The following is a 22,418-nucleotide window of genomic DNA, read 5'->3' on the forward strand; positions in this document are numbered from 1 at the left end:
GCGATTGCAAGGGGGACATCGTGACGAGCGTGGATGCGGGAGAGATCAGGCCGAAGCGGGAGCCGTGGTGGGCGATCCTGGGCATCTTCATCGCCGGCTTCGTGGCGCTGTGCCTGCTGCTGGCCTCGCCGATGCTGATCCGCAACTTCCTGTATCAGCCGTTCAATGCGCCGTCGGGCTCGATGAAGCCGACCATCCTGGTCGGCGACTACTTCTTCGTGTCGAAATATCCCTATGGCTACAGCCGTCTCACCTGGCCATTTCCGTGGCCAACAGGCTTGCCGCCGTCCGCTCGCATCTGGGGAGCGACACCGGCACGCGGCGACGTGGTCGCGTTCTTTCTGCCCAAGGACAATGCCACCGTCTACATCAAGCGCGTCGTCGGCCTGCCCGGCGACCGCATCCAGATGAAGGGCGGGGTGCTCCACATCAACGGCGCGGCCGTGCCGCGCGAGCGGCTGGAGGATGTGATCGGAATAGAGGCCTGCGGCGACGACGAGGACGAGCGTGTCAAGCGCTGGCGCGAGACGCTGCCGGACGGACGGAGCTACGAGACGCTCGATTGCGTCGATAACGGCTATTTCGACAACACCAACGTCTACGTCGTTCCGCCGGGGCATCTTTTCATGCTCGGCGACAACCGCGACAACTCCAACGACAGCCGCGCGATGTCACAGATAGGGTACGTTCCCGTCGAGAACGTCATCGGCCGCGCTGCGATGATCTTCTTCTCCCTCGCGGCCGGGGACGAGGACCAGGCCGGCCGCCTTCGCCCCGGGCGCATCGGGAGCGTGATCCGCTAGACGAGCGCCGCGCCGTCGCGCGCGATGATCGCGAAGCGGTCGGCCAGCTCGGCCAGCGCCACCTCATGGATCAAGGCGGCCGATAAGGCGCCGCCCTTGCTGTCGGGCAGGTCGCGCGTCGCGCAGCTCCCGGCATCGATGGTGACGCGCCAGCCGAGATCGAGCGCGGCACGCGCGGTCGACGACACGCACATGTGGGTCATGAAGCCGGCGAGCACGATGTTCTTGTGGCCGGCGGCCGTCAGGCGCGCCTGCAGATCGGTGCCGGCGAAGGCGTTCGGCAGCGTCTTCTCGATCACGGCTTCGCCGGCCAGCGGCCTCACGGCCTCGACGATGGCGCCGCGCGGCGCGGTCCGGTCGAACAGGCTGCCCTCCTTGCCGCGATGGGCGACGTGGATGATCACGCCGCCGGCGGCTCGCGCCCGCGTCAGCAGGCGAGCGGCCTGCGCGATCGCCGCCTCCGCGCCCGGCAACGCCAGCGGGCCGTCACGATATTCGTTCTGGATGTCGATCAGCACCAGGCTGGACCCGGCGAGCGCGGGAAGGCTGAGGTCGGCGCCGGAAAGCTCCAGCAAGGTCTTGGGCGTCGGCATGGCGGTCAATGCTCCGTCGTGAGATCGCAGCAGACTAGCCGGACGATGGCCTGCGGCAACGCAGGAGTGCGCAGCCAATGGCTGCAGATTTGCAGGCAAGGCGCGCGCCGTGATACGCCCGCAGGATGAACTGGGACGACCTGCGGATCATTACGGCCGTGCGCGACGCCGGCAGCTATGCCGAAGCCGGCAAGCGGCTGCGCATCGACGAGACCACCGTCGGCCGGCGGCTGGGGCGCATCGAGGCGGCGCTCGGCGTACGCCTGTTCGAGGCGGCCGATGGCGTGCGCCGGCCGACGGCGGCCTGCGAGACGGTGCTGGCGCATGTCGAGGCGATGGCGCAACACGCCGCCGACATCACGCGCATCGGAGCCGCGCAGGCCGGCGTGAGTGGCCGCTTCCGCATCGCCGCCACCCCGGCGGTCGCCGAAACCATCCTGGCGCCGCGCCTTGCGCCGATTTTGACCGCGCATCCCGGACTGCGGCTGCAGCTTCTCACCGCGAGCCACAATGTCAGCTTCTCGCGATGGCAGGCCGATTTCGCGATCCGGCTGCGCAAGCCGGAGAAGGGCGACTTCACCATCACGCGCCTCGGCAGTCTCGGGCTCTATCTGATCGAGCCGGCAGGCGCGGCGCCGAGCTTTGTCTGCGGCTACCCCGACGAGCTCGATGGAATTCCCGAGCAGCAGATCCTGAAGCAGCGCAAGCTGATCGACGCCGCGCGCTGTATCACGGACAATGTGCGCGTGATGTCGGAGGTGCTGCGGAGCGGACAGGCCGTTGCCGTGCTGCCCGAACATTCCTGCCGTGATCTGCTTGGCGATGCGTCGCTGCGAGTCACGCAATTGCCCAGGCGGCGCGATGTCTGGCTGCTGGTGCAGACTCATCTGAAGCGCGATCCCGCCGCGCGGGTCGTGATCGATTGGCTGCGCAGTTGTTTTGTGGACTACCAAGCGCAGGCGTGACCTGGGGTCGGTGGGGTGGGCAAAGCGGCCGCCGTCAGGCGGCGGCGTGCCCACCGTCGTGAAGCGAACACAAGGCAAGACGGTGGGCACGGCGCGCAACAACGTGCCACGAATGCACGGCGTCCCAGGCGCCTTTGCCCACCCTACACACCAAAACAAAAGGGCGCGGCTTGCGCCGCGCCCTTCGTGTGTCTCGCGAGGAAGCCGGACTTAGAAGTCCATGCCGCCCATGCCGCCGCCCGGAGGCATCGCGGGGCCGCCGGCGTTCTTCTTCGGCAGCTCGGCGACCATCGCCTCGGTGGTGATCAAGAGGCTCGCCACGGAGGCGGCGTTCTGGATCGCGGTGCGCACGACCTTGGTCGGGTCGATGATGCCCTTGGACACCATGTTCACGTAGTCGCCGGACTGCGAGTCGAAGCCGTACGCATACTGCTCCTTCTCGAGGATCTTGCCGACGATGACCGAGCCGTCCTCGCCCGCGTTGATGGCGATCTGGCGGGCCGGAGCGGAGAGCGCCTTGCGGACGATCTCGACGCCGGTCTTCTGGTCCTCGTTCTTGGTGCGGACACCCTTGAGCTGCTCGGAGGCACGGAGCAGGGCGACGCCGCCGCCCGGCAGGATGCCTTCCTCGACAGCCGCGCGGGTCGCATGCATCGCGTCATCCACGCGATCCTTGCGCTCCTTCACCTCGACCTCCGTCGCGCCGCCGACGCGGATCACCGCGACGCCGCCGGCGAGCTTGGCCAGACGCTCCTGCAGCTTCTCACGGTCGTAGTCCGAGGTGGTCTCCTCGATCTGCGCCTTGATCTGCGCCACGCGCGCCTCGATGTCGGCCTTCTTGCCGGCGCCGTTGACGATCGTGGTGTTCTCCTTGTCGATCATCACCTTCTTGGCGCGGCCGAGCATCGAGAGGTTGACGTTCTCGAGCTTGATGCCGAGGTCTTCCGAGATCGCCTGGCCGCCGGTCAGGATCGCGATGTCCTGCAGCATGGCCTTGCGGCGATCGCCGAAGCCCGGCGCCTTGACGGCGGCGACCTTCAGGCCGCCACGCAGACGGTTGACGACCAGGGTGGCCAGAGCCTCGCCCTCGACGTCCTCGGCGACGATCACCAGCGGCTTGCCGGTCTGCACCACGGCCTCGAGCAGCGGCAGCAGCTCGTTCAGCGACGACAGCTTCTTCTCGTTGATGAGGATGTAGGCGTCGTCCATCTCAACGCGCATCTTGTCGGCGTTGGTGACGAAGTACGGCGAGATGTAGCCGCGATCGAACTGCATGCCCTCGACGACGTCGAGCTCGGTCTCGAGCGATTTGGCTTCCTCGACCGTGATCACGCCCTCGTTGCCGACCTTCTTCATGGCGTCGGCGAGGAACTTGCCGATCTCGGAGTCGCCGTTGGCGGAGATCGTGCCGACCTGGGCGATCTCGTCGTTCGACGTGACCTTCTTGGAGTTCTTGACGAGATCGGCGACGACCGCCTCGACCGCGAGGTCGATGCCGCGCTTCAGATCCATCGGGTTCATGCCGGCGGCAACCGCCTTGGCGCCCTCGCGCACGATGGCCTGGGCCAACACGGTCGCGGTGGTGGTGCCGTCGCCGGCCGCGTCAGCGGACTTCGAGGCGACTTCGCGCACCATCTGCGCGCCCATGTTCTCGAACTTGTCGTCGAGCTCGATCTCCTTGGCGACGGTGACGCCGTCCTTGGTGATGCGCGGCGCGCCGAACGACTTGTCGAGGACGACGTTGCGGCCCTTCGGACCGAGCGTGACCTTCACGGCATTGGCGAGAATGTCCACGCCGCGCAGCATGCGGTCGCGGGCTTCGACGCCGAACTTTACGTCTTTCGCTGACATATTGGGTTTCCCTGAGTTTTGATCGAGGTCCTCGTCCTGAGGAGCCCGCGCACGTCGCGGGCGTCTCGAAGGACGAGATGAGGAGGTGGTTGGGGCCTCATCCTTCGAGACGCCGGCTGCGCCGGCTCCTCAGGATGAGGGTCGACAGCGCTTAAGCGGCCTTCTTCTTGGCGCCGGCGTCGGTGATGACGCCCATGATGTCGCTTTCCTTCATGATCAGCAGCTCCTGGCCGTCGATCTTGACCTCGGTGCCCGACCACTTGCCGAACAGCACGCGATCACCGACCTGGACGTCGAGCGGGACCAGCTTGCCGCTCTCGTCGCGAGCGCCGGGGCCCACCGCGATCACTTCGCCCTGCGAGGGCTTTTCCTTGGCCGAGTCGGGGATGATGATGCCGCCAGCGGTCTTCTCTTCGGCGTCGATGCGCTTGACCACGACGCGGTCGTGAAGCGGACGGAAAGCCATACAGTCCTCCTAAGCAATTGAAGCGATTGTCAGTTTCTGGAGATTTGGCAGTCGATGCCGGCGAGTGCCAGCACGCGGGCTGGATTTAGGGGAGAGTTTCCAGCCGGGCAAGGCCTTGTAGCAGAAAAATTAGCAGTCAACTGCGCGCTCTGCCAAAGCGTTCCGATAGCGTTAACACGGGCGGAACGAAACGCGAAACACCGTATTAGCACCTGGGCTAAGTGGCTGCTAATGCGGCATTTTTCAACATGCCGTTAAACATTTAAGCTTGAGATGGGTTGAGGACATGCGTCACATTTCTTTTGCAGTGAGCGCATCTTTGCCGGGTGGCTCCATCCCGGTTGGCCACGCGGACATGCGCTCCAGAAACGGAGGGTTGGCATGGTGTCGAGGGGTGAGGTTTCCGAGGACTTTCGGAAACAGGTGCTGGGTTATGGGCTGACGACCGCGCAGATCCTGTATCGGATGCCGGACCATCGCTCGCTGCTGCAGACCTACGTCTGGCAGAACTACGACCTGTTCCCGAAATTTCCGGCGCTGCAGGATTTCCTGGCGTTCTGGCAGGAGAAGATCGAGGGCCCGCTGCACTCGGTCACCGTGGCGCATTCGAAGCTGATCAAGCCGGCCGAGCTGCGCGCCGTCGACGGCGTGTTCCGGCTGCATTGAGCTGAAGGTCACTGCAGGATCTACACCCACCGCTGTCATTCCGGGGCGCGCGTCGCGCGAGCCCGGAATCCATTGGGCGGCAGAACGCGCGGAGGAATGGATTCCGGGCTCGTGCTTCGCACGCCCCGGAATGACGGCCTTTGTCGGATAAGCTGCTGAGTCTCTCCAATCCGTATCCCCCCTTGCGACGAGGTTCGCAGTTCGTAGCCCTGCATGAGCCGTGGTCGCCGCCCCATCACCGCTGTCATTCCGGGGCGCGCGCAGCGCGAGCCCGGAATCCATCGGGCTGCACCACGTGCGGAGGAATGGATTCCGGCCTCGTGCTGCGCACGCCCCGGAATGACGACCTTTGTGGGAGAAGCTGCTGAGGTTCGACAACATGTGCTACCCTCGCTGCGAGGACTCGCAGGGAGAGCACCATGGCCAGCAAGAGCCGTACGACGAAATCAGTAACACGCGCCGCTGCCAAGGCTGCGGCGCTGAAGATCAGCAAGGGCAGCAAGGCGACGGTGAAGATGTCCGCCAAGACCGGTGCGAAGACCGTCGCGAAGACGCCCGCCAAGCCGGGCAGGGCGGCTGCGCCATCGGCGCGCAAGGCGCTCGTGAGCCAGGGCAGGTCGGCGCCCGCGCCGCGGCGGCCGAAGCAGAAGGTCGCGATCTCTCACCACCGCGAGGAAGACTTCAAGGCCGACGGCCTGCGCGCCTATGCGCATTACCGCGATCTCGGCATCGCGGACGCGACGCATGGCCTCGCCCGCGCGCATGTCATCCGCATGCTGCCGCCGTGCAACCCGCAGGAGGTGTCGAAGCTGCACACCCATGCCGTCGACTTCCAGATGGTCTATGTTCTCAAGGGGTGGGTGAAGAGCTATCTCGAAGGCGTCGGCGAGACCTTGATGAAAGCTGGCAGCTGCTGGACCCAGCCGCCGAAGATCCGGCACATGATCCTCGACTATTCCGATGACGTCGAGCTGCTCGAGGTGATCCTGCCGGCCGATTTCAAAACGGTCGAACTCTCGACCTAAAGCCGACAGAAACGGATGGAAACATTCGCGCGCGGTGGACGGCGGTCGCATCGCGCGTGTGTGTTGACGTCCAGTCTCGCGTCATCGGGGTTGGACGGGCCGGCGACCGGTCGGAGTGCCGTGTTCAGCGCCGGCTTGCGGAAGGCGTATCTGTTCCGTTGCCGTCCTATGTCGTCCAGTTTCGTCCGACCGCAACGTTTGCGCCGCGCAGGCTCGTCGCGCTGCGGCCCGGCATGGGCGAGGCGAGCGCGAGCTCGGCTGTCGCGCATCGCGAGGACATCGACTGGCTGCGCGCGATCGCGGTGCTCGCCGTCATCGGCTTCCATTTCGAGGCGCCGGGCATCTTCGGTGGCTTCGTCGGCGTCGACATCTTCTTCGTCATCTCGGGCTATCTGATCACCGGCATCATCACCGCGGAGATCGCGCAGGGACGTTTCTCGTTTGCGCGCTTCTACGAGCGGCGGATTCGTCGGCTGCTGCCGGCGCTCTATGCGATGGTGGCGTTTGCAGCGCTCCCGGCCGCGGACATGCTGAGTTCGGAGCGGGCCGAGTTCTTCCGCGCCGCCGCTGCCGTCGTCACCTTCGCATCGAACATCTTCTTCTGGCTGCAGTCGGGCTATTTCGACCACGCGGCGATCGAGAAGCCGCTGCTCCATACCTGGTCGCTGGCGGTCGAGGAGCAGTTCTATCTGGTGCTGCCTGTCGTCGTCTGGTCGGTGCTGATGATGGCGCGGAGACGCCGATACGTTCTGCCCCTCATTCTGGCGCTGCTCGCGGCCGCGTCTTTCACGCTCAGTCTGATGCTGATGCGCGACAACGCACCGGCCGCCGCGTTCTTCCTCAGCCCGTTCAGGGCCTGGGAATTTCTGCTCGGCAGCCTCGTGGCTGTCGCGGGGCTGCCGGCGCCGCGGCCCGGCGCGATGCGGATGGCGGCACGCGGGCTGGCACTGCTGCTGATGGCGATCCCGATCCTGTCGCTGCGGCCCGGTCCAGGCTTTCCAGGTTTGAACGCGCTAGCGCCGTGCCTCGGCGCCGCGCTGTTCCTGTGGAGCGGGACGGGGAGCGTCGCCGTTGCGCGCAGCCCGCTGTCGCCGCTGATCGTGCTGTCCTTCATCGGCCGCATCTCGTACTCGCTGTACCTCTGGCACTGGCCGCTGTTCGTGTTCGCGCGCCTCGCCAAGCCGGGACTTGCGCTGGACGGCTGGGAGCGGGCGGCCTTGTTCGTGCTGACGCTCGGTGTCTCCGCGCTGTCGTGGCGCTTCATCGAGCAGCCGTTTCGCACGCGGCAGTTCGCGCCGACGCCGCGCGCGGCCTTCGGCTTTGCGGCGCTCGCCAGCGTGCTGCTGCTCGCCGGCAGCGGCATGGGGTTGATGCGGAGCGGATCGGCGTCGGATGCGGATCGCAAGGCGCAGCGCCTCGATGCCTACAACGCCTATGACATGAAGCCGGTCTATCGCTACGGCTCCTGCTTCACGACGCCCGATGCCCGGGTGCCCGAGGAGTGCCTGCGCGTGGTGCCGGGCAAGATCAACGTCCTGCTGTGGGGCGACAGTTTTGCGGCGCATGCCTATCACGGACTGGCGGCCAGCGTCGATCCGCTTGAGGTCAATATCATGCAGGCGAGCCAGCCGACCTGCATGCCGACGTTCAGCGCCGAGACGCAAGGAGCCCCGGCCTGCCGCGCGTTCGCGCGCCAGATGCGCGACAGCATTGCCTCGCTTCGGCCAGATCTCGTGGTGATGGCGGCGGATTGGCTCGAGGATGCCCGCCCGCCGCGCTTCGCCGGCATGGTGCGCGACCTCCGGCTGACCTTGGCCCGCCTCAGCGAGGCCGGCATTCCCGTGGTGCTGCTCGGCCCGCCCGTGCAGTTTCGCGCCCGGCTGCCGGCGATGCTGGCGCGAGCGGTTTTGCGCGGCGTCACGCCTGATCCTGCGACGTTCGTTCGCCCGGATGTCTTCGTCCTGGACCAGGCGATGCAGGCGGCCCTGCCGAGCGGCGAGGGCCTGTCCTACGTCTCGATCCTCTCCGCGGTCTGCGAGCAGCGTGGTTGTCCGCTCACCGCTGGCGACGTGCCGCTGTCGTTCGACCATGCGCATTTGACCGCTGAGGGATCGGTGCACGTGATGGCCAGGGTCGCGCCGCTCTTTCTGCCGCGGACGATGCTGTCGGGCTCAATTCAGCAGGCCGACGATCGCGCCCATCAGGCAGGTGGTGAGGGTGCCCGAAACGATTGATTTCAGCCCGAGCGCGTTGATCTCGTCGCGCCGTGTCGGCGCCATCGTGCCGAGGCCGCCGATCATGATGCCGAGGCTTGCGAAGTTGGCGAAGCCGCACATCGCATACAGCATGATCAATCGCGCGCGCGGATCGAGCGCCGTGGCATCGAGCTTGGCCAGCTCGACATAGGCGATCAGCTCGTTGAGCACCGTCTTGGTGCCCATCAGGCTGCCGGCGGTGACGGCTTCTGACCACGGCAGACCCATCAGCCAGCACACCGGCGCCATCACCAGCCCGAGCAGCCGTTGCAGAGAGATCGGCGCACCGCCGATCGCGGGGAGCAGCGACAGGATGGCGTTGGCGAGAGATACCAGCGCGACCAGCACCAGCAGCAGTGCGACGATGTTCATCAAGAGCTCGAGCCCGGCACTGGTGCCTTTGACGATGGCATCCATGGTCGATGATGCCTGCATGTCGGGATCGGCGAGCGCGCCGCCGGTGAGCTGCTTGGAGGTCTCCGGCACCATGATCAGGCTGATCAAGATCGACGCCGGCGCGCCGAGCACCGAGGCGATGACGAAATGCGCGGCGGCATCCGGGATGAGCGGCGCGAGCAATGTGGCGTACAGCACCAGCACGGTGCCGGCGATGCCGGCCATGCCGCCGGTCATCACCAGGAACAATTCGCTGCGCGTCATCTGCGCCAGGTACGGCCGGATGAACAGCGGCGCTTCGACCATGCCGAGGAAGACGTTGGCCGCCGTGGAGAGCCCGACTGCGCCGCCGACGCCAAGCGTGCGCTCCAGCAGCCAGGCCATGCCGCGCACCAGCGGCGGCAACACCCGCCAATAGAACAGCAGCGTGGTCAGAACGCTCATCACCAGCACGATCGGCAGCGCCTGGAACGCGAGCACGAAGTCGGCCCCGGGCGCCTTGAGGTCGAAGGGCAGGGCGCCGCCGCCGACATAGCCGAACACGAAGGACGTGCCGGCGCGGGAGGCCTGAGAGATCGCGCCGACCGCGTCGTTGATGGCGCCGAAGGCGCGGGCCACCACGGGCACCTTGAGCAGGATCAGCGCCGTCAGCAGCGTCACCACCAGTCCCAGCGCCGCCTGCTTCAGCGAGACCGCGCGCCGGTTCTCAGCCAGCGCCCATGCGATCGCGAGCAGCGCGATGATCCCGAACGCCGATTGCAATTGCAGCATCAGATCCCCCAAACCCCGCGCAAGTATGAGCGCAGGGCACGGTCCCGCGCAATGCGCTGCGGCCATGCGGGGCTTGCGATTGACAAGCAGTGGGGCCTGCGCCACCCAGGCCCCACCATGTCGACCACCGTCCCGATCGGCGCGCGCGATCTCCTGAAGCAAAGCGCGTTCCTGTTCTTCCTGTCGTCCCGCAGCCTGTCGCGCTTTGCCAGCCAGATCGCGGCGGTGGCGATCGGCTGGCAGATCTATGACCTGACCGGGAGGGCGTTCGATCTCGGCATGGTCGGGCTGATCCAGTTCCTGCCGACGGCGCTGCTGGTGTTCGTGGCCGGCAATGCCGCCGACCGCTTCCCGCGCAAGCGCGTGGTGCAGCTCTGCCAGCTCGCCGAGGCGCTCACGGCGCTGTATCTGGGCTGGGGCGCCTCTACCGGGCAGCTCGGCGAAGTGCAGCTGTTCGCGGCGGTGTTCGTGCTCGGCATCGCCGGCGCCTTCGAGAGCCCTGCCACGGCCGCGCTGCTGCCGCTGATCGCGCCGGAGGGCACGTTGCAGCGGGCGAGTGCGCTGTCGAGCGGCGCGGCGCAGCTCGCGACCATCGCTGGCCCTGCGATCGGCGGCTTTGCCTATGCCGTCGCGCCGGGTCTGCCCTATGGCATCATGATGCTGTTCTGGATCGCCGGCATGGCGCTGACGGGACTGATGCAAGTGCCGGACGACGTGCCGGCGGAGCGGCTCGACGGCAGCAAGGACGATCTGTTCGCCGGCGTCCGCTTCATCCGCGCGAATCCCGCCATCCTCGGCACGATCTCGCTCGATCTGTTCGCGGTGCTGCTCGGCGGGGTCACGGCGCTGCTGCCGATCTATGCGCGCGACGTGCTCGACACCGGACCGTTCGGCCTCGGCGTGCTGCGCGCGGCGCCTGCGGTCGGTGCCCTCGCGATGACCGCCGTGCTGGCGCGCTACACGATCCAGCGACGGGTGGGCCTGCGGATGTTTCAGGCGGTGATCGTGTTCGGCGCGGCGACCGTGGTGTTCGCCGTGTCGAACGTGATGTGGATCTCGGTCGCCGCGCTCGCGATCCTCGGCGCCGCCGATACGATCAGCGTCGTGATCCGTTTCTCACTGGTGCAGCTCGCCACCCCGAACGAGATGCGCGGCCGCGTCGGCGCGGTGAACTTCCTCTTCATCAACGCCTCCAACCAGCTCGGCCAGTTCGAAAGCGGCGTCACCGCCGCGCTGCTCGGCGCCATGCCCGCCGCCATCCTCGGCGGTGTCGGCACGATCGCAATCGCGCTGTTGTGGATGAAGCTGTTTCCGACGCTGCGGAAGGTGGAGCGGTTAGAGTAGGGCGTTTCGCTCTCCCCGTCTTACCGGAACGTACAAATCTTTCCGTCGTCATTCCGGGGCATCGCGCAGCGATGAGCCCGGAATCCATAACCACGACACGCCGTGTGGCGAGACGATCGCCACAGCCGTCCCGGACAACATGACCGCTTGTGGCTATGGATTCCGGGCTCGCGCTTCGCGCGCCCCGGAATGACGAGCGGAGAGAATTGGAAAGGCGACTAGCCCCGGCCGACGAACGGCATCTTGGTCGCCATCACCGTAATGAACAGCACGTTGGCGCTGAGCGGCAGGCCGGACATGTAGACCACGGCATCGGCGACGGCCTGCACGTCCATGCGCGGCTCCGGCATCATGCGGCCGTCGGGCTGCAGCACGCCGCCGACCATGCGCTCGGTCATCGGGGTCTCGGCATTGCCGATGTCGATCTGGCCGACCGCGATGTCATAGGCGCGGCCGTCGAGGTTCGAGGCTTTCGTCAGGCCGGTGATGGCGTGCTTGGTGGAGGTGTAGGGCGAGGACAACGGCCGCGGCGCATGCGCCGAGATCGAGCCGTTGTTGATGATGCGGCCGCCGCGCGGGCTTTGGTCCTTCATGATGCGGAAGGCGTGCTGGGTGCACAGGAACGGCGCGGTGAGGTTGGTCGCGACCACCGACTGCCACTGCTCCATGGTCAGGTCTTCGAACGGCACCGGCGGCGCGCCCATGCCGGCATTGTTGAAGAGAACGTCGAGACGCCCGTAGGTCTTCTTTACGGTGTCGAACAGCGCTGCGATCGAGGCGGGGTCCATCATGTCGGCGGGCACGGGAAGGCTCATGCCGGCAGGGCCGAGCTTGGCGGTCTCCTCCAGCATCTCCTTGCGGCGGCCGGCGAGCACCACGGTGAAGCCCGCGTTCATCAGCGCCAGCGATGTGGCGCGGCCGACACCCGTGCCTGCGCCCGTCACCAGCGCGATCTTCTTAGCTTCAGCCATGTTTCCTCACCTTTTCACGTTTGCCGTTTTGAGCAGAGTGCAGCGTCAGTGCTTCACGTCGCTCTGAGTCTTATAGGGCGGCCGCGGGATGTTGTTATGCGCCGCGCGCAGGGCCGCCGACCAGCGCGAGCGGAGGTCGTGGAAATAGGGCTCGCCGGCCTCGATGCGGTGGTTGAGATCGGCCTCGCAGGCGTCGGCGCGCACCACCAGCACGTCGATCGGCAGGCCGACGCCGAGATTGGAGCGCATCGTCGAATCCATCGAGATCAGGCCGGTCTTGAGCGCCTCATAGAGCTCGACGTCGTAATGCATCGCGCGGTCGAGCACCGGCTTGCCGTATTTGTGCTCGCCGATCTGCAAATACGGCGTGTCGGTGGTGCATTCGATGAAATTGCCGGCGGTGTAGACCATGAACAGCCGCATCCGCGATCCCTTGATCTGGCCGCCGAACAGGAAGGAGACGTCGAACGAAATGTCCTCGGCCTTGAGCGCCGGCCCCTCGGTGGCGTGCACCATGCGGATGGCCTTGCCGATGCGCTGCGCCGCCTGGAACATGGTCGGCGCGTTCATCAGGGTCTCGACCTCGCCGGTCTCGGGGTCCTCGATGCCTTCGGTCAGGGTCGAGAGCACGGACTGGCTGATGGCGAGATTGCCGGCGCTGGCGACCGCGACGATGCGCTCGCCGGGGTTGGAGAAGATGTGCAGCTTGCGGAAGGTCGAGACGTTGTCGAGGCCCGCATTGGTCCGGGTGTCCGCGATCATGACGAGTCCGTCACGCACCAGAATTCCGCAGCAATAGGTCATCGTCGTCCCCTCGAGCCAGAGCGCGAATTAGTAGCGAAAATCGGTGGCGCGTCCAACCCTGCAGAGAAGGCTGGGGCTTAGGCAAGACGCCGCTCCACAGCAGGTCGTCATTCCGGGGCGGCGCGAAGCGACGAGCCCGGAATCCATTATTCCGCGTGCTCTGCCGCCCGATGGATTCCGGGCTTGCGCTGCGCGCGCCCCGGAATGACACCGCTGGTGGGGTTACGGGCGCGTTCCGGAATTCAGGACTGGCGCTGGGACTGCGATTGCGACTGGCCGCCGCGGCCGACCTGCTCGACCTTGACCTTCACGGTCAGCGTCTCCGAACCGCCGCCATAGCGCGTGCCGCGCACCGGCGCGGCGCCGAGATAGTCGAGCCCGATGGCGACCCGGACGTGGGCGTCGGTCGAGCAGATGCAGTTGGCGGCATCGAAGCCGACCCAGCCGAGGTCCGGCACATAGGCCTCGGCCCAGGCATGGCCGGCTTCCTGGTGCACTGCACCATCCGAGCGCAGGAAATGGCCGGAGATGAAGCGCGCGGGGATGCCGGCGGCGCGGGCGCTGGCGATGAAGATGTGCGCGTAATCCTGGCAGACCCCGCGCTTGAGCGCGAACGCCTCCGCCGCCGAGGTGCCGCTGTGGGTCGGATCCTCGTCGAAGGTCATGTGCTCGTAGACTTGCGTCATCAGCGTGTGCAGGAAGCCGAGCACGTCGGTCTCGGATTCCGCGCGCAGGTCGCGCACGATGGCGGCCATCGCCGCGTTGGCCGTGGTCAGCGGGGTCGTGCGCAGGAAAAAGCCGGGCGGAAAGCGCTCGTCGGCGCCCTTGAGGACGCCGCCGGTATCGTGGGTCTCGACCAGGCCCTCGGCGGTGATCGTGAGATCCTCCAGGGCGCCGTGGGTGATGACGTGGGTGACGTTGCCGAACGCGTCCTCGTGCATGTCGAGGCGGGAATCCGTCGAGACGTCGATCTGCCATTCCGCCACATATTGGCCGTCATGGCTGCCGGGCGTCATGCGGATGATCTGGATGACGCCGGTGGCCGCCGGCTCGTAGCGGTAGGTGGTGGAATGGGAGATACGCAGGCGCATGGTCGTGTCCGATGGAATGCCGGTCTTTCGATCGTCATGCCCGGGCTCGACCCGGGCATCCACGCGTGTTCCACCAGGAGAACCAGCAAGGCGTGGATGGCCGGGTCAAGCCCGGCCATGACGACGGTCGAGGACTTTTCAGCTTACTCGATCAGATCAGATATTGCTTGGTGATGATCTCTCCGAGCCGCGAATTGTCGGTGATGAACTCCTGGATGAACTCGTGGACGCCGCGCTGGAAGATGTCGTCCATGTTGGAATGCTCGAGCCGGTTGCGCACGCCGCGGGCGTGGCGCTGCGACGGCCCCTGGCGGCCATAGGCGACGCCGATCTGGTCGAGATTGCGGACGAGGTTGCCGTAGCAACTGGCGAGCGAACGCGGCAGCGTGTCGTTGAGGATCAGGAGGTCGGCGATCAGCCAGGGTTTCAGCGTCTCGCGATACACCCAGTGATAGGCCGTCAGCGCCGACACCGAGCGCAGGATCGAGGTCCACTGGTAGTAGTCCAGCGGGCCGCCGACATGCTCCTCCTCGGGCAGCAGCACGTGATATTTCACGTCGAGAATGCGCGCGGTGTTGTCGGCGCGCTCCAGATGCAGGCCGAGCCGCGAGAACCAGTAGGCGTCGTTGCGCAGCATGGTGCGGTAGGCCGAGCCGTCGAAGCGCAGCGAGGTCTCCTGCACGAAGCGCAGGAAGCGGGCGAGTTCCTCGCGAGTCTTGGTGCCTTTGCTCCAGACTTCCTGCAGTTCGATCCAGGAGCCGTTGAGGGTGTCCCACATTTCCGAGGTCAGCGCGGTGCGGACCGAGCGCGCATTGAGACGCGCGGCCTCGATGCAGTTCTTGATCGAGGACGGATTGGACTGGTTGAACGAGAGATATTCGATGACGTTCTGCTCGTTGGCCTCGGAATAGTGCTCGTAGAAGCTGACATTGACGCCCGCGGTCATCAGCGCCGATTCCCACTCGTTGGTCTTGCCGATATAGGCCGCGGGAAGGGCGGTGACGCGCAAGGTCGCGTCGATGGTGCGGGCGAGATACTCGGCGCGCTCGACGTAGCGGGCCAGCCAGTACAGGTTTTCGGCGGTGCGCGACAGCATGGGCAATCTATGAGGTGCGGAGGGAGCCGGCCCCGGCGGGGCAGGTGTGCACGGCTAGAGAGAAGTTTGTTGGCGAGCTGATGCCGCGAGCACGGTGCGCTCCCTCTCCCCGTCCTTCACGGGGAGAGGGCTGGGGTGAAAGGCAGCCACGAGCGCCGGCCGTGCGGAGAGCCCCCCTCACCCGGATCGCATCTGACGATGCGATCCGACCTCTCCCCGCGCGCGGGGAGAGGTTAGAGCGAGCGAGCTGCGCGGCCGGCGCAAAGCAACAGCTACTCATCCAGCACCCATGTATCCTTCGTGCCGCCGCCCTGGCTGGAATTGACCACCAGCGACCCTTCCTTCAGCGCGACACGGGTGAGGCCGCCGGGCACGATGGTGGTGCGGTCGCGTCCCGTCAGCACGAACGGCCGGAGATCGACATGCCGCGGCGCCAGCCCTGAGGCGACGCAGGTCGGGCAGGTCGAGAGCGCCAAGGTCGGTTGCGCGATGAAGCCCTCGGGCTCGCGCTTCAGCTTGTCGCGGAACGCCTCGATCGTCGCCTTGGTCGCGGCCGGGCCGATCAGCATGCCGTAGCCGCCGGAGCCGTGCACCTCCTTGACGACCAGTTCGCCGAGATGGTCGAGCACGTAGGACAGGTCCTGCGGCTCGCGGCAGCGCCAGGTCTGCACGTTCTTCAGGATCGGCTCCTCGCCGAGATAGAACTTCACGACATCGGGCATGTAGGAATAGATCGCCTTGTCGTCGGCGATCCCGGTGCCGACCGCGTTGGCGAGCGTGACGTTGCCGGCGGCATAGGCCGACATCAGGCCGGGCACGCCGAGCGCGGAATCCGGGCGGAAGGTGAGGGGATCGAGGAAGTCGTCGTCGACGCGGCGATAGATCACGTCGACGCGCTTCAGGCCCTCCGTCGTCCGCATGAAGACCTCCTCGTTCTTGACGATGAGGTCGCGGCCCTCGACCAGCTCGATGCCGAGCTTGTCGGCCAGGAACGAGTGTTCGTAATAGGCGGAATTGTAGATGCCGGGCGTCATCAGCGCCACCGTCGGCTCGGCCGAGGCGCTGAGCGGCGCCACCGAGCGCAGGCACGACAGCAGCTCGTCCGGATAGCGCTCCACGGGCGCGACGCGATGGCGCGCGAACAGGTCCGGAAACAGCCGCATCATGATCTCGCGGTTTTCCAGCATGTAGGACACGCCCGAGGGCGTGCGCGCATTGTCCTCGAGCACGATGAAGTCGTTGGCGTCGACGCGGACGATGTCGATGCCGGCGATGTGGACATAGACGTCGTGCGGCACGTCCTGGCCGTTCATCTCCGGGCGGAACACCGGGTTCTGGAAGATCAAATCATCCGGCACGACGTTGGCGCGCAGGATGTCGCGGCCGTGATAGATGTCGCGGAGGAACATGTTCAGCGCCTTGACGCGCTGCTTCAGCCCCTTCTCCAGCAGGGTCCATTCCTTGCCCGAGAGGATGCGCGGGATCACGTCGAACGGAATCAGCCGCTCCTGAGCCTCGGCCTCGCCATACACCGCGAAGGTGATGCCGATTCGCCGGAACAGCAGCTCCGCCTCATGGCGGCGATATTCCAGAGCTTCCGGCGGCGTTTCCTTCAGCCACCGCGACAGCTCCTGATAAGCCTGACGGACGTCGCCGCCCGGCTCGTTCATTTCGTCGAACGCAACTGCCATAGATGCCCGTGTGTCCCAGCCTCGCCATACACTGCATGACTCCACGTGATGGTAGCAAGGGCCGGGCCAGCGCGATATGCATTCTCCTGCGGCATTTCGTGGGAGACGCGGAAAAGCCTGCCCGAAAAACCGGCTGCACGATGCTCAAATCCGCGGCATAGACTGCGACGTTCCGGATGACATTGGCGCCGAGGCGGGCCAAAAGAGACGGGGAATGCGAGGAGATATCATGAGCGAGATCGTCACCGCGGGGTTGCTGGTCATCGGCGACGAAATCCTGTCCGGCCGGACCAAGGACAAGAACATCGGCTTCATCGCCGAATACCTGACCAATCTCGGCATCGACCTCAAGGAGGTCCGGGTGGTCTCGGACGATGAGGGCGACATCATCGCGGCGCTGGACGCGCTGCGGCACCGCTACACCTATGTGTTCACCACCGGCGGCATCGGGCCGACCCATGACGACATCACGGCCGACTCGATCGCCAAGGCGTTCGGCGTCGGCATCGACCATCATCCCGAGGTCGTCGCGCGCTTCCGCGAGCGCTGGAGCGAGCAGGAGCTCAACGAGGCCCGTCTGCGCATGGCGCGCATCCCCGATGGCGCCGAACTGATCCAGAGCGCAACCATCCTGGCGCCGGGCTTCAAGCTCGGCAACGTCATCGTCATGGCCGGCGTGCCCTCGATCATGCAGGCGATGATGGACATCGTCGCGCCGAAGCTGAAATCCGGCGTGCGCATGCTGTCGGAGACCGTGCGCGCCAACGCCCGCGAGGGCGACATCGGCGGCCCCTTGCGCGAGATCGCCAAGACGCATCCGGACACCATCATCGGCAGCTATCCCTTTATCGACGAGGACCAGAAGCCGAACACGCATCTGGTGGTCCGCTCGCGCGACCAGGAGAAACTGTCGGCGGCGATGGGAGCCGTGAAGGAGATGCTCGCCGGGCTCAACGGCAAGGCGTAGGGCGCAGCCCCGGCCATGGCGCCCTCGGGCCGCGACCTTCTGTATGTTGTGGCCCTTGGCGGACCGTGGATCTGTCTGATGCCGGTTGCGATCTGGCTCCAACTCAAGGGGTGGCAGATCTATCATCGGATCGGGAATTATTCGATCGGAGTGAGCACGTTCTTCTGGCAGCTCGCTCGACCCGGACTTAATTTTCCCGGTCCCAATGTACTAGAGGACGTGATCGCGAGGCAGCCAAGCGAGGTGCAGGCGACCATCCTGAGGCACCGCCGTCGGCTGGGCGTCTTCAGGCGCGTCTTCTTGGGGTATCTCGTTTATTTTGTCCTGTTTCTGCTGGCGGTTTCCCTTGGCCGCAAGCTATCCTCCTAGGACAACGGGCTTGATTGCAGATGGTTGAGAAAAATCCTGATCTCATTGCGCAGGAGCGGGCAGGCCGGGCTTTTCCCGTGTCCTGGGACCAATTTCATCGCGACTGCCGGGCGCTGACCTGGCGGCTCAACGAGATCGGACCGTTTCACGCCGTCGTGGCCATCACCCGCGGCGGACTCGTTCCGGCGGCGATCGTGGCCCGCGAGCTTGGCGTGCGGGTCATCGATACGATCTGCATCGCAAGCTATGACCACACCAAGCAGGGCGAGCTTCAGGTCCTGAAGGGCATTTCGCCCGACACCGCCAAACTCGGCGGCGGCACCGGCAAGGGGCTCCTGATCGTCGATGACCTCGTCGACACCGGCAAGACTGGACGGATGGTCCGCGAGCTGCTCCCGGACGCCCATTTCGCGACCGTCTATGCCAAGCCCAAGGGACGGCCGCTGGTCGATACGTTCATCACCGAGGTGTCGCAGGACACCTGGATCTTCTTCCCCTGGGACACCGCGCTGTCCTTCGCGCCGCCGCTGCGCGACGGGGCGGCGTAGCTCAACGTCGTCATTGCGAGCGCAGCGACGTGTCCGCCATGGCCCGAAAGGCGACGGCGGAAGCAGTCCAGAGCTGTGGACGGGACTCTGGATTGCCTCGTCGCTTCGTTCCTCGCAATGACGGCTGATGCGGAGTGCCGCCGTGCCGCTGCAGAACCGCGTCACGCCCTTGGGCGACATCGTCGCCACGCCGCATCGCGGGCTGTTCACCGGCAATCGCGGCATCATCCATGATCCCGCGACCAGGACGCTGCTGAGCAAGCGCTGGTCGAGCCCGGCCTGGCTGGTCTGCCTGTGCGAGTTCCGCGGCAAGCGCCGCGAGGTCATGGCGAGGCGGAGCTGGACCGAGCTGTTCTTCCTCGACGAGGCCACCGCGCTCGCCGCCGGCCACCGTCCCTGCTTCTATTGCCGCCGCGACGACGCCGAGCGCTTTCGCGCCGCCTGGGAGACGGGCAACGGCGTCAGCGCTATCCGTGCGTCCGAGATCGACAAGGTGCTGCATCGCGAGCGGCTGGAGCGCGGCAAGAAGCGTTTGCACTCATTGTCGGGGCCGGTGGCCGAGTTGCCGGACGGCGCGATGGTGCAGTCGGGTGAAGAGAGCTTCGCGATTCTGCGGGGCAGGGCGCTACCGTGGTCCTTCGCCGGCTACGGCGTGGCGCGCGATGACCTTGCTGCTCCACTGTTGCTGACGCCCCCGTCGACGCTGCGCGCGCTCCGGGCCGGTTATCGGCCGGTGTTGCACCCAAGCGCGCAGGCCGCGCAGGCCGGATGAGCGCAGCGGTATCCGGCGTCTCACGCGCCGCTGTGTCGAACCCGCATGTCGCTTTCGCTCATGCGGGCTACGGCATCGTGATGACCTTGCGGACAGGCACCCATCACCACGAATAGCGCACGACCGCCTTGCCGCCGTAGCTGCGGGTGTCGTTGGAGAACTCGCCCTCGAACGTTCCTGCGGCCGACCAGCCATTGGTCCACTTCATTTCCGCCGACGCCGAGGTCAGCGCGGAGTCGCTGGCTTGCCGCGCGCCATTGACGACGAAGGCAGCACCCGGAAGCGCCTGGAAGGTCGCTGCGATCGAGCGGTCCGGGTTGAAGTCGTGCGCCCAGGCGAAACGGCCGCGCAGTGTGAAGATGCCGTCCGACAGCGCGAAGGATTTGTCGGTGCGCAGACCGAGTTCGCTGCGCGTCGCCGTGATGTTCCTGGCGCCGTAGGCAAGCGCGAAGGTGTTGTTGCCGACGACCGCCCGCTCGCCGTAGCCCGGCAGGGCGAAGGTGGTGAACTGAGCGGCCGCGTAGGGCGTGATGCCCACGGTCGTCCAGGGGGTGAGGAAGCGATGGCCGCCCTCGATCCGGCCTGAATAGGTGTTGGCGTTGAAGTTGGCGCGCAGCTGATCGATGCCCGCGACCGTCACGGTCCGGTTCGTGGTGATATCCTGCCAGCCATAGGCCAGCGCGCCGGTGATATAGCCCGCGCCGATATTGTGCCGCACGAAGCCGCCGGCCTGGAACAGATCGGACCGGCCCCCGCCGCCATTGAAGACGTTGAAGTTCGTGCCGCCGCCCGCCAGTGCGAAGCCCGCGACAGTGTAGGGCGAGAAGCGATAGTCGGCGCCGACCGCGGTCGCGTAGAGATTGCTGGTGGCGGTGTTGGAGCCGAGCGCGGCGTTGCCGTCGGTGGTCTGGGCTCCGCCGAACGCGGCCGCCCATACGCTCCAGCCGGCCCTCGCCATCACTGCGGGAGGGGCCTTGGTGTAGATCGCCGCCAGCGCATCGCTCGGATTGCGCTTCTGCGCATAGGCGAGCTCCTGTCCGGCATAGGCCGTCGGACCGGTCGGCGGCGTCGACGGCTCGCCGCGGCCGCCGACGAAGGGATCGGTCATGACGCCCATGAACTGCGTCATCGCATTGAAGGTCGCCTGCTGGCTGCCAGTGGCGGTCTCGCCCGAGATCTGCGTCAGGCCGGCGGGCGTCAGCCCGGTGAAGACGACGGGAATGCTGCCGTTCCTGGTGAAATAGTTGCTCAGCGCCGTGTTGACGTTGATCTGGTTGGTGTTGTTGCCGAGGACGGCGAGATCGAGGTTGAGGAAGGCGTTATTGGCGTCATAGCTCAACGATGACGTGAAGCCCGCCGGCGCGCTGGTCGCGGTCACGCCGCTGAAAGTGCCGCTGACGCCGCCCGTCGCGGTGAGGATCGTGTATTTCTTCGCGACATAGGTCCCGGCGGCATAGACCGCATTGACCGTGCCGGCGAGCGTCGCGGTGCCGGTCACGCTGGCGCGCGAGGCGGTGGTCGGATCGACCTGGACCAGGTAGATCGCGCCCGACTGGAAGGCGAGATTACCGCTGACCGTCATCGTGCTGGCCGGCGTGCCGTTGCCGGGAGCGAAGGTGCCGCCCGCATTGATCTGCGTGCCCCTGACGGTGCCGACACCCGCCAGCGTGCCGCCGGAATTCACCGTGGTCAGGGTCGAGCTTGCGGCCGATCCGTTCACCTCCAGCGTTCCGCCATTCACGACGGTGTTGCCGATGTAGGTGTTGGCGGCCGTCAGCACCAGCGTGCCGCTGCCGGTCTTGACGAGAGCGGTGTTGATGCCGCCGGTGACCAGGCCGCTGCCGCCGATGGTGTTGGCATAGGTCACGGTGCCGCCGCTGACCGCGATGTTGGCGGTGACGCCGCCGAGATAGATCGCGGCGCCGGCGCCGACGCCGGCTGCGCCATTGGTGCCGTTGAACGAGCTAGGGCCCTGGCCGACGCCGGCGCTGCCGCCGGTGCCGCCGGTGACGGCCGCGCCCGAGATCGGCGAATCGAGGATCGTGAGCGTCGCGCCGGCATCGACATAGATCGCGCCGCCGCGCGCGGCGCCGCCGGCGCCGCCATAGCCGCCGTCGGCACCCGGACCCTGGCTGCCCTGGTTGTTGGTGACGCCGTCGCCGCCGCGGCCGCCGGTGCCGCCGCCGGCGTTGCCGGTGCCGCCATTGTTGTTGATGGTGTAGAAGTTGCTGTTGGTGGTGCCCGAGCCGCCGCCGCCACCGCCGCCGTCGCCGAACGAGGCGCCCGCGGTGCCCGCGGTGCCCTGCGTGCCGGTATTGCCGCCGGAGCCGCCGGCGCCGCCGCCGCCAGAGGCGCCGCCATTATTGCCGGCACCGCCTGTGCCGCCGTCGCCGCCATTGCCGGCCGGGGCCGTGTTCTGGGCGCTGCCGCCAGCGCCGCCGTTGCCGCCGGTCGCGGTGGTGCCGGTGAAGGTCACTCCGGCCAGCGTCACATTGGCGCCGCCGAGCACCAGCAGGCCGCCGCCGGCTCCGAGGCCGCCGGCGCCGCCGCCGCCGGCGCCATAGGACAGGCTGCTGTTGTAATAGCCGGCCTGGCCGTTGGTGCCGTTGCCGCCGATCGCGGCGGTGTTGGTGATCGCCAGATTCGAGATGTTGACGGTCGGCCCGTTGGCGCCGTTGACCACGATGCCCTGATAGGTCGACGAGCCGTTGATGATCTGGCCGTTGCCGGTGATGTTCACCGTGACGTTGGCATTGGCGGCTTGCAGCTGTGCCAGAGAGCTCGACAGCGTGAAGCCGCTGGTGATGTTGATGCTGACGGTGGAGTTGGCGCCGGCAGCCGCGACCGCCGCGACGGCCGTATTCCAGTCGGCCTGGTTGGCGACGTCGATCGCCAATGCCTGGGTGCTGAGCATGGTGCCCGCAAGGAGAAGCGACATGGCCAGCCAGCGCCGCGTCGCTGACCTCGGCGCAGC

At 66.6% G+C, this 22,418-nt stretch carries 20 protein-coding genes; 10 read left to right on the plus strand and 10 right to left on the minus strand.

Annotation, left to right across the window (positions count from 1 at the left end):
• Window positions 1–20 precede the first annotated feature (20 nt).
• Window positions 21–803 carry a signal peptidase I gene (lepB, locus tag ACQR1L_RS14090; RefSeq protein ID WP_434858550.1) on the plus strand — a complete coding sequence of 261 codons (783 nt, stop codon included), beginning with the start codon at window positions 21–23 and terminating at the stop codon, window positions 801–803.
• Here lepB and ACQR1L_RS14095 read toward each other — a convergent pair.
• Window positions 800–1,396 (minus strand): cysteine hydrolase family protein, encoded by a 597-nt coding sequence (locus ACQR1L_RS14095; protein WP_434858551.1) that lies wholly within the window; start codon window positions 1,394–1,396, stop codon window positions 800–802. The two genes, lepB and ACQR1L_RS14095, sit on opposite strands and share 4 nt — an antisense overlap.
• 125 nt (window positions 1,397–1,521) lie before the next feature.
• Between ACQR1L_RS14095 and ACQR1L_RS14100 the strand changes: the two genes are divergently transcribed.
• Window positions 1,522–2,361: a LysR family transcriptional regulator gene (locus tag ACQR1L_RS14100; protein ID WP_434858552.1), complete on the plus strand. Its 840-nt coding sequence runs from the start codon at window positions 1,522–1,524 to the stop codon at window positions 2,359–2,361.
• 210 nt (window positions 2,362–2,571) lie between these two features.
• On the opposite strand, the gene groL is transcribed toward ACQR1L_RS14100, so the two are convergent.
• Together groL and groES are read right to left on the minus strand one after the other, a co-directional pair.
• Complete coding sequence (gene groL, locus ACQR1L_RS14105) at window positions 2,572–4,212, minus strand: chaperonin GroEL (RefSeq protein WP_006612114.1); 1,641 nt, start codon at window positions 4,210–4,212, stop codon at window positions 2,572–2,574.
• A 151-nt stretch (window positions 4,213–4,363) separates the two neighbouring features.
• Window positions 4,364–4,678: a co-chaperone GroES gene (gene groES / locus ACQR1L_RS14110; RefSeq protein WP_006612113.1), complete on the minus strand. Its 315-nt coding sequence runs from the start codon at window positions 4,676–4,678 to the stop codon at window positions 4,364–4,366.
• 381 nt (window positions 4,679–5,059) lie between these two features.
• Between groES and ACQR1L_RS14115 the strand changes: the two genes are divergently transcribed.
• From ACQR1L_RS14115 to ACQR1L_RS14125, 3 genes are all read left to right on the plus strand, one after another.
• Window positions 5,060–5,344 carry an usg protein gene (locus ACQR1L_RS14115; protein WP_434858553.1) on the plus strand — a complete coding sequence of 95 codons (285 nt, stop codon included), beginning with the start codon at window positions 5,060–5,062 and terminating at the stop codon, window positions 5,342–5,344.
• A 419-nt stretch (window positions 5,345–5,763) separates the two neighbouring features.
• Window positions 5,764–6,369, plus strand: a complete 606-nt coding sequence (locus ACQR1L_RS14120; protein ID WP_434858554.1) for a cupin domain-containing protein — start codon at window positions 5,764–5,766, stop codon at window positions 6,367–6,369.
• A 158-nt stretch (window positions 6,370–6,527) separates the two neighbouring features.
• Entirely contained in the window at window positions 6,528–8,603 is a 2,076-nt protein-coding gene (locus ACQR1L_RS14125; RefSeq protein ID WP_434858555.1) for an acyltransferase family protein, read from the plus strand.
• Here ACQR1L_RS14125 and ACQR1L_RS14130 read toward each other — a convergent pair.
• Window positions 8,541–9,791, minus strand: coding sequence for a NupC/NupG family nucleoside CNT transporter (locus ACQR1L_RS14130; RefSeq protein ID WP_434858556.1), 1,251 nt, complete (start codon window positions 9,789–9,791; stop codon window positions 8,541–8,543). The two genes, ACQR1L_RS14125 and ACQR1L_RS14130, sit on opposite strands and share 63 nt — an antisense overlap.
• Before the next feature lie 117 nt (window positions 9,792–9,908).
• Between ACQR1L_RS14130 and ACQR1L_RS14135 the strand changes: the two genes are divergently transcribed.
• The gene (locus tag ACQR1L_RS14135) at window positions 9,909–11,135 is read left to right on the plus strand and encodes an MFS transporter (RefSeq protein WP_434858557.1); all 1,227 of its coding nucleotides are present in this window, start codon (window positions 9,909–9,911) and stop codon (window positions 11,133–11,135) included.
• A gap of 218 nt (window positions 11,136–11,353) precedes the next feature.
• On the opposite strand, the gene ACQR1L_RS14140 is transcribed toward ACQR1L_RS14135, so the two are convergent.
• The 5 genes from ACQR1L_RS14140 to ACQR1L_RS14160 form a co-directional block, all read right to left on the minus strand.
• The gene (locus ACQR1L_RS14140; protein ID WP_434858558.1) at window positions 11,354–12,106 is read right to left on the minus strand and encodes an SDR family oxidoreductase; all 753 of its coding nucleotides are present in this window, start codon (window positions 12,104–12,106) and stop codon (window positions 11,354–11,356) included.
• A 45-nt stretch (window positions 12,107–12,151) separates the two neighbouring features.
• Window positions 12,152–12,910, minus strand: a complete 759-nt coding sequence (locus ACQR1L_RS14145) for a peptidase (RefSeq protein ID WP_434858559.1) — start codon at window positions 12,908–12,910, stop codon at window positions 12,152–12,154.
• Between the two features lie 242 nt (window positions 12,911–13,152).
• The gene (locus ACQR1L_RS14150) at window positions 13,153–14,001 is read right to left on the minus strand and encodes a transglutaminase family protein (protein ID WP_434858560.1); all 849 of its coding nucleotides are present in this window, start codon (window positions 13,999–14,001) and stop codon (window positions 13,153–13,155) included.
• A gap of 151 nt (window positions 14,002–14,152) precedes the next feature.
• Window positions 14,153–15,097: an alpha-E domain-containing protein gene (locus ACQR1L_RS14155; RefSeq protein ID WP_434858561.1), complete on the minus strand. Its 945-nt coding sequence runs from the start codon at window positions 15,095–15,097 to the stop codon at window positions 14,153–14,155.
• Between the two features lie 272 nt (window positions 15,098–15,369).
• Window positions 15,370–16,788: a circularly permuted type 2 ATP-grasp protein gene (locus tag ACQR1L_RS14160; RefSeq protein ID WP_434858562.1), complete on the minus strand. Its 1,419-nt coding sequence runs from the start codon at window positions 16,786–16,788 to the stop codon at window positions 15,370–15,372.
• Window positions 16,789–17,017: 229 nt separating this feature from the next.
• On the opposite strand from ACQR1L_RS14160, the gene ACQR1L_RS14165 reads away from it, so the two are divergent.
• From ACQR1L_RS14165 to ACQR1L_RS14180, 4 genes are all read left to right on the plus strand, one after another.
• Window positions 17,018–17,755 (plus strand): competence/damage-inducible protein A, encoded by a 738-nt coding sequence (locus ACQR1L_RS14165; protein ID WP_434858563.1) that lies wholly within the window; start codon window positions 17,018–17,020, stop codon window positions 17,753–17,755.
• A 78-nt stretch (window positions 17,756–17,833) separates the two neighbouring features.
• Window positions 17,834–18,124 (plus strand): hypothetical protein, encoded by a 291-nt coding sequence (locus tag ACQR1L_RS14170; RefSeq protein ID WP_434858564.1) that lies wholly within the window; start codon window positions 17,834–17,836, stop codon window positions 18,122–18,124.
• Between the two features lie 20 nt (window positions 18,125–18,144).
• A complete protein-coding gene (gene gpt / locus ACQR1L_RS14175; RefSeq protein WP_434858565.1) occupies window positions 18,145–18,672 on the plus strand; it encodes a xanthine phosphoribosyltransferase in 528 nt (175 codons plus the stop codon).
• A gap of 142 nt (window positions 18,673–18,814) precedes the next feature.
• The gene (locus ACQR1L_RS14180; RefSeq protein WP_434858785.1) at window positions 18,815–19,444 is read left to right on the plus strand and encodes a hypothetical protein; all 630 of its coding nucleotides are present in this window, start codon (window positions 18,815–18,817) and stop codon (window positions 19,442–19,444) included.
• A 103-nt stretch (window positions 19,445–19,547) separates the two neighbouring features.
• Here ACQR1L_RS14180 and ACQR1L_RS14185 read toward each other — a convergent pair whose 3' ends face one another.
• On the minus strand, window positions 19,548–22,382 hold the full coding sequence (locus tag ACQR1L_RS14185; RefSeq protein ID WP_434858566.1) for an autotransporter outer membrane beta-barrel domain-containing protein: 2,835 nt from the start codon (window positions 22,380–22,382) through the stop codon (window positions 19,548–19,550).
• Window positions 22,383–22,418 lie beyond the last annotated feature (36 nt).

Source organism: Bradyrhizobium sp. HKCCYLR20261, from assembly GCF_051168435.1.
GTDB lineage: Bacteria > Pseudomonadota > Alphaproteobacteria > Rhizobiales > Xanthobacteraceae > Bradyrhizobium.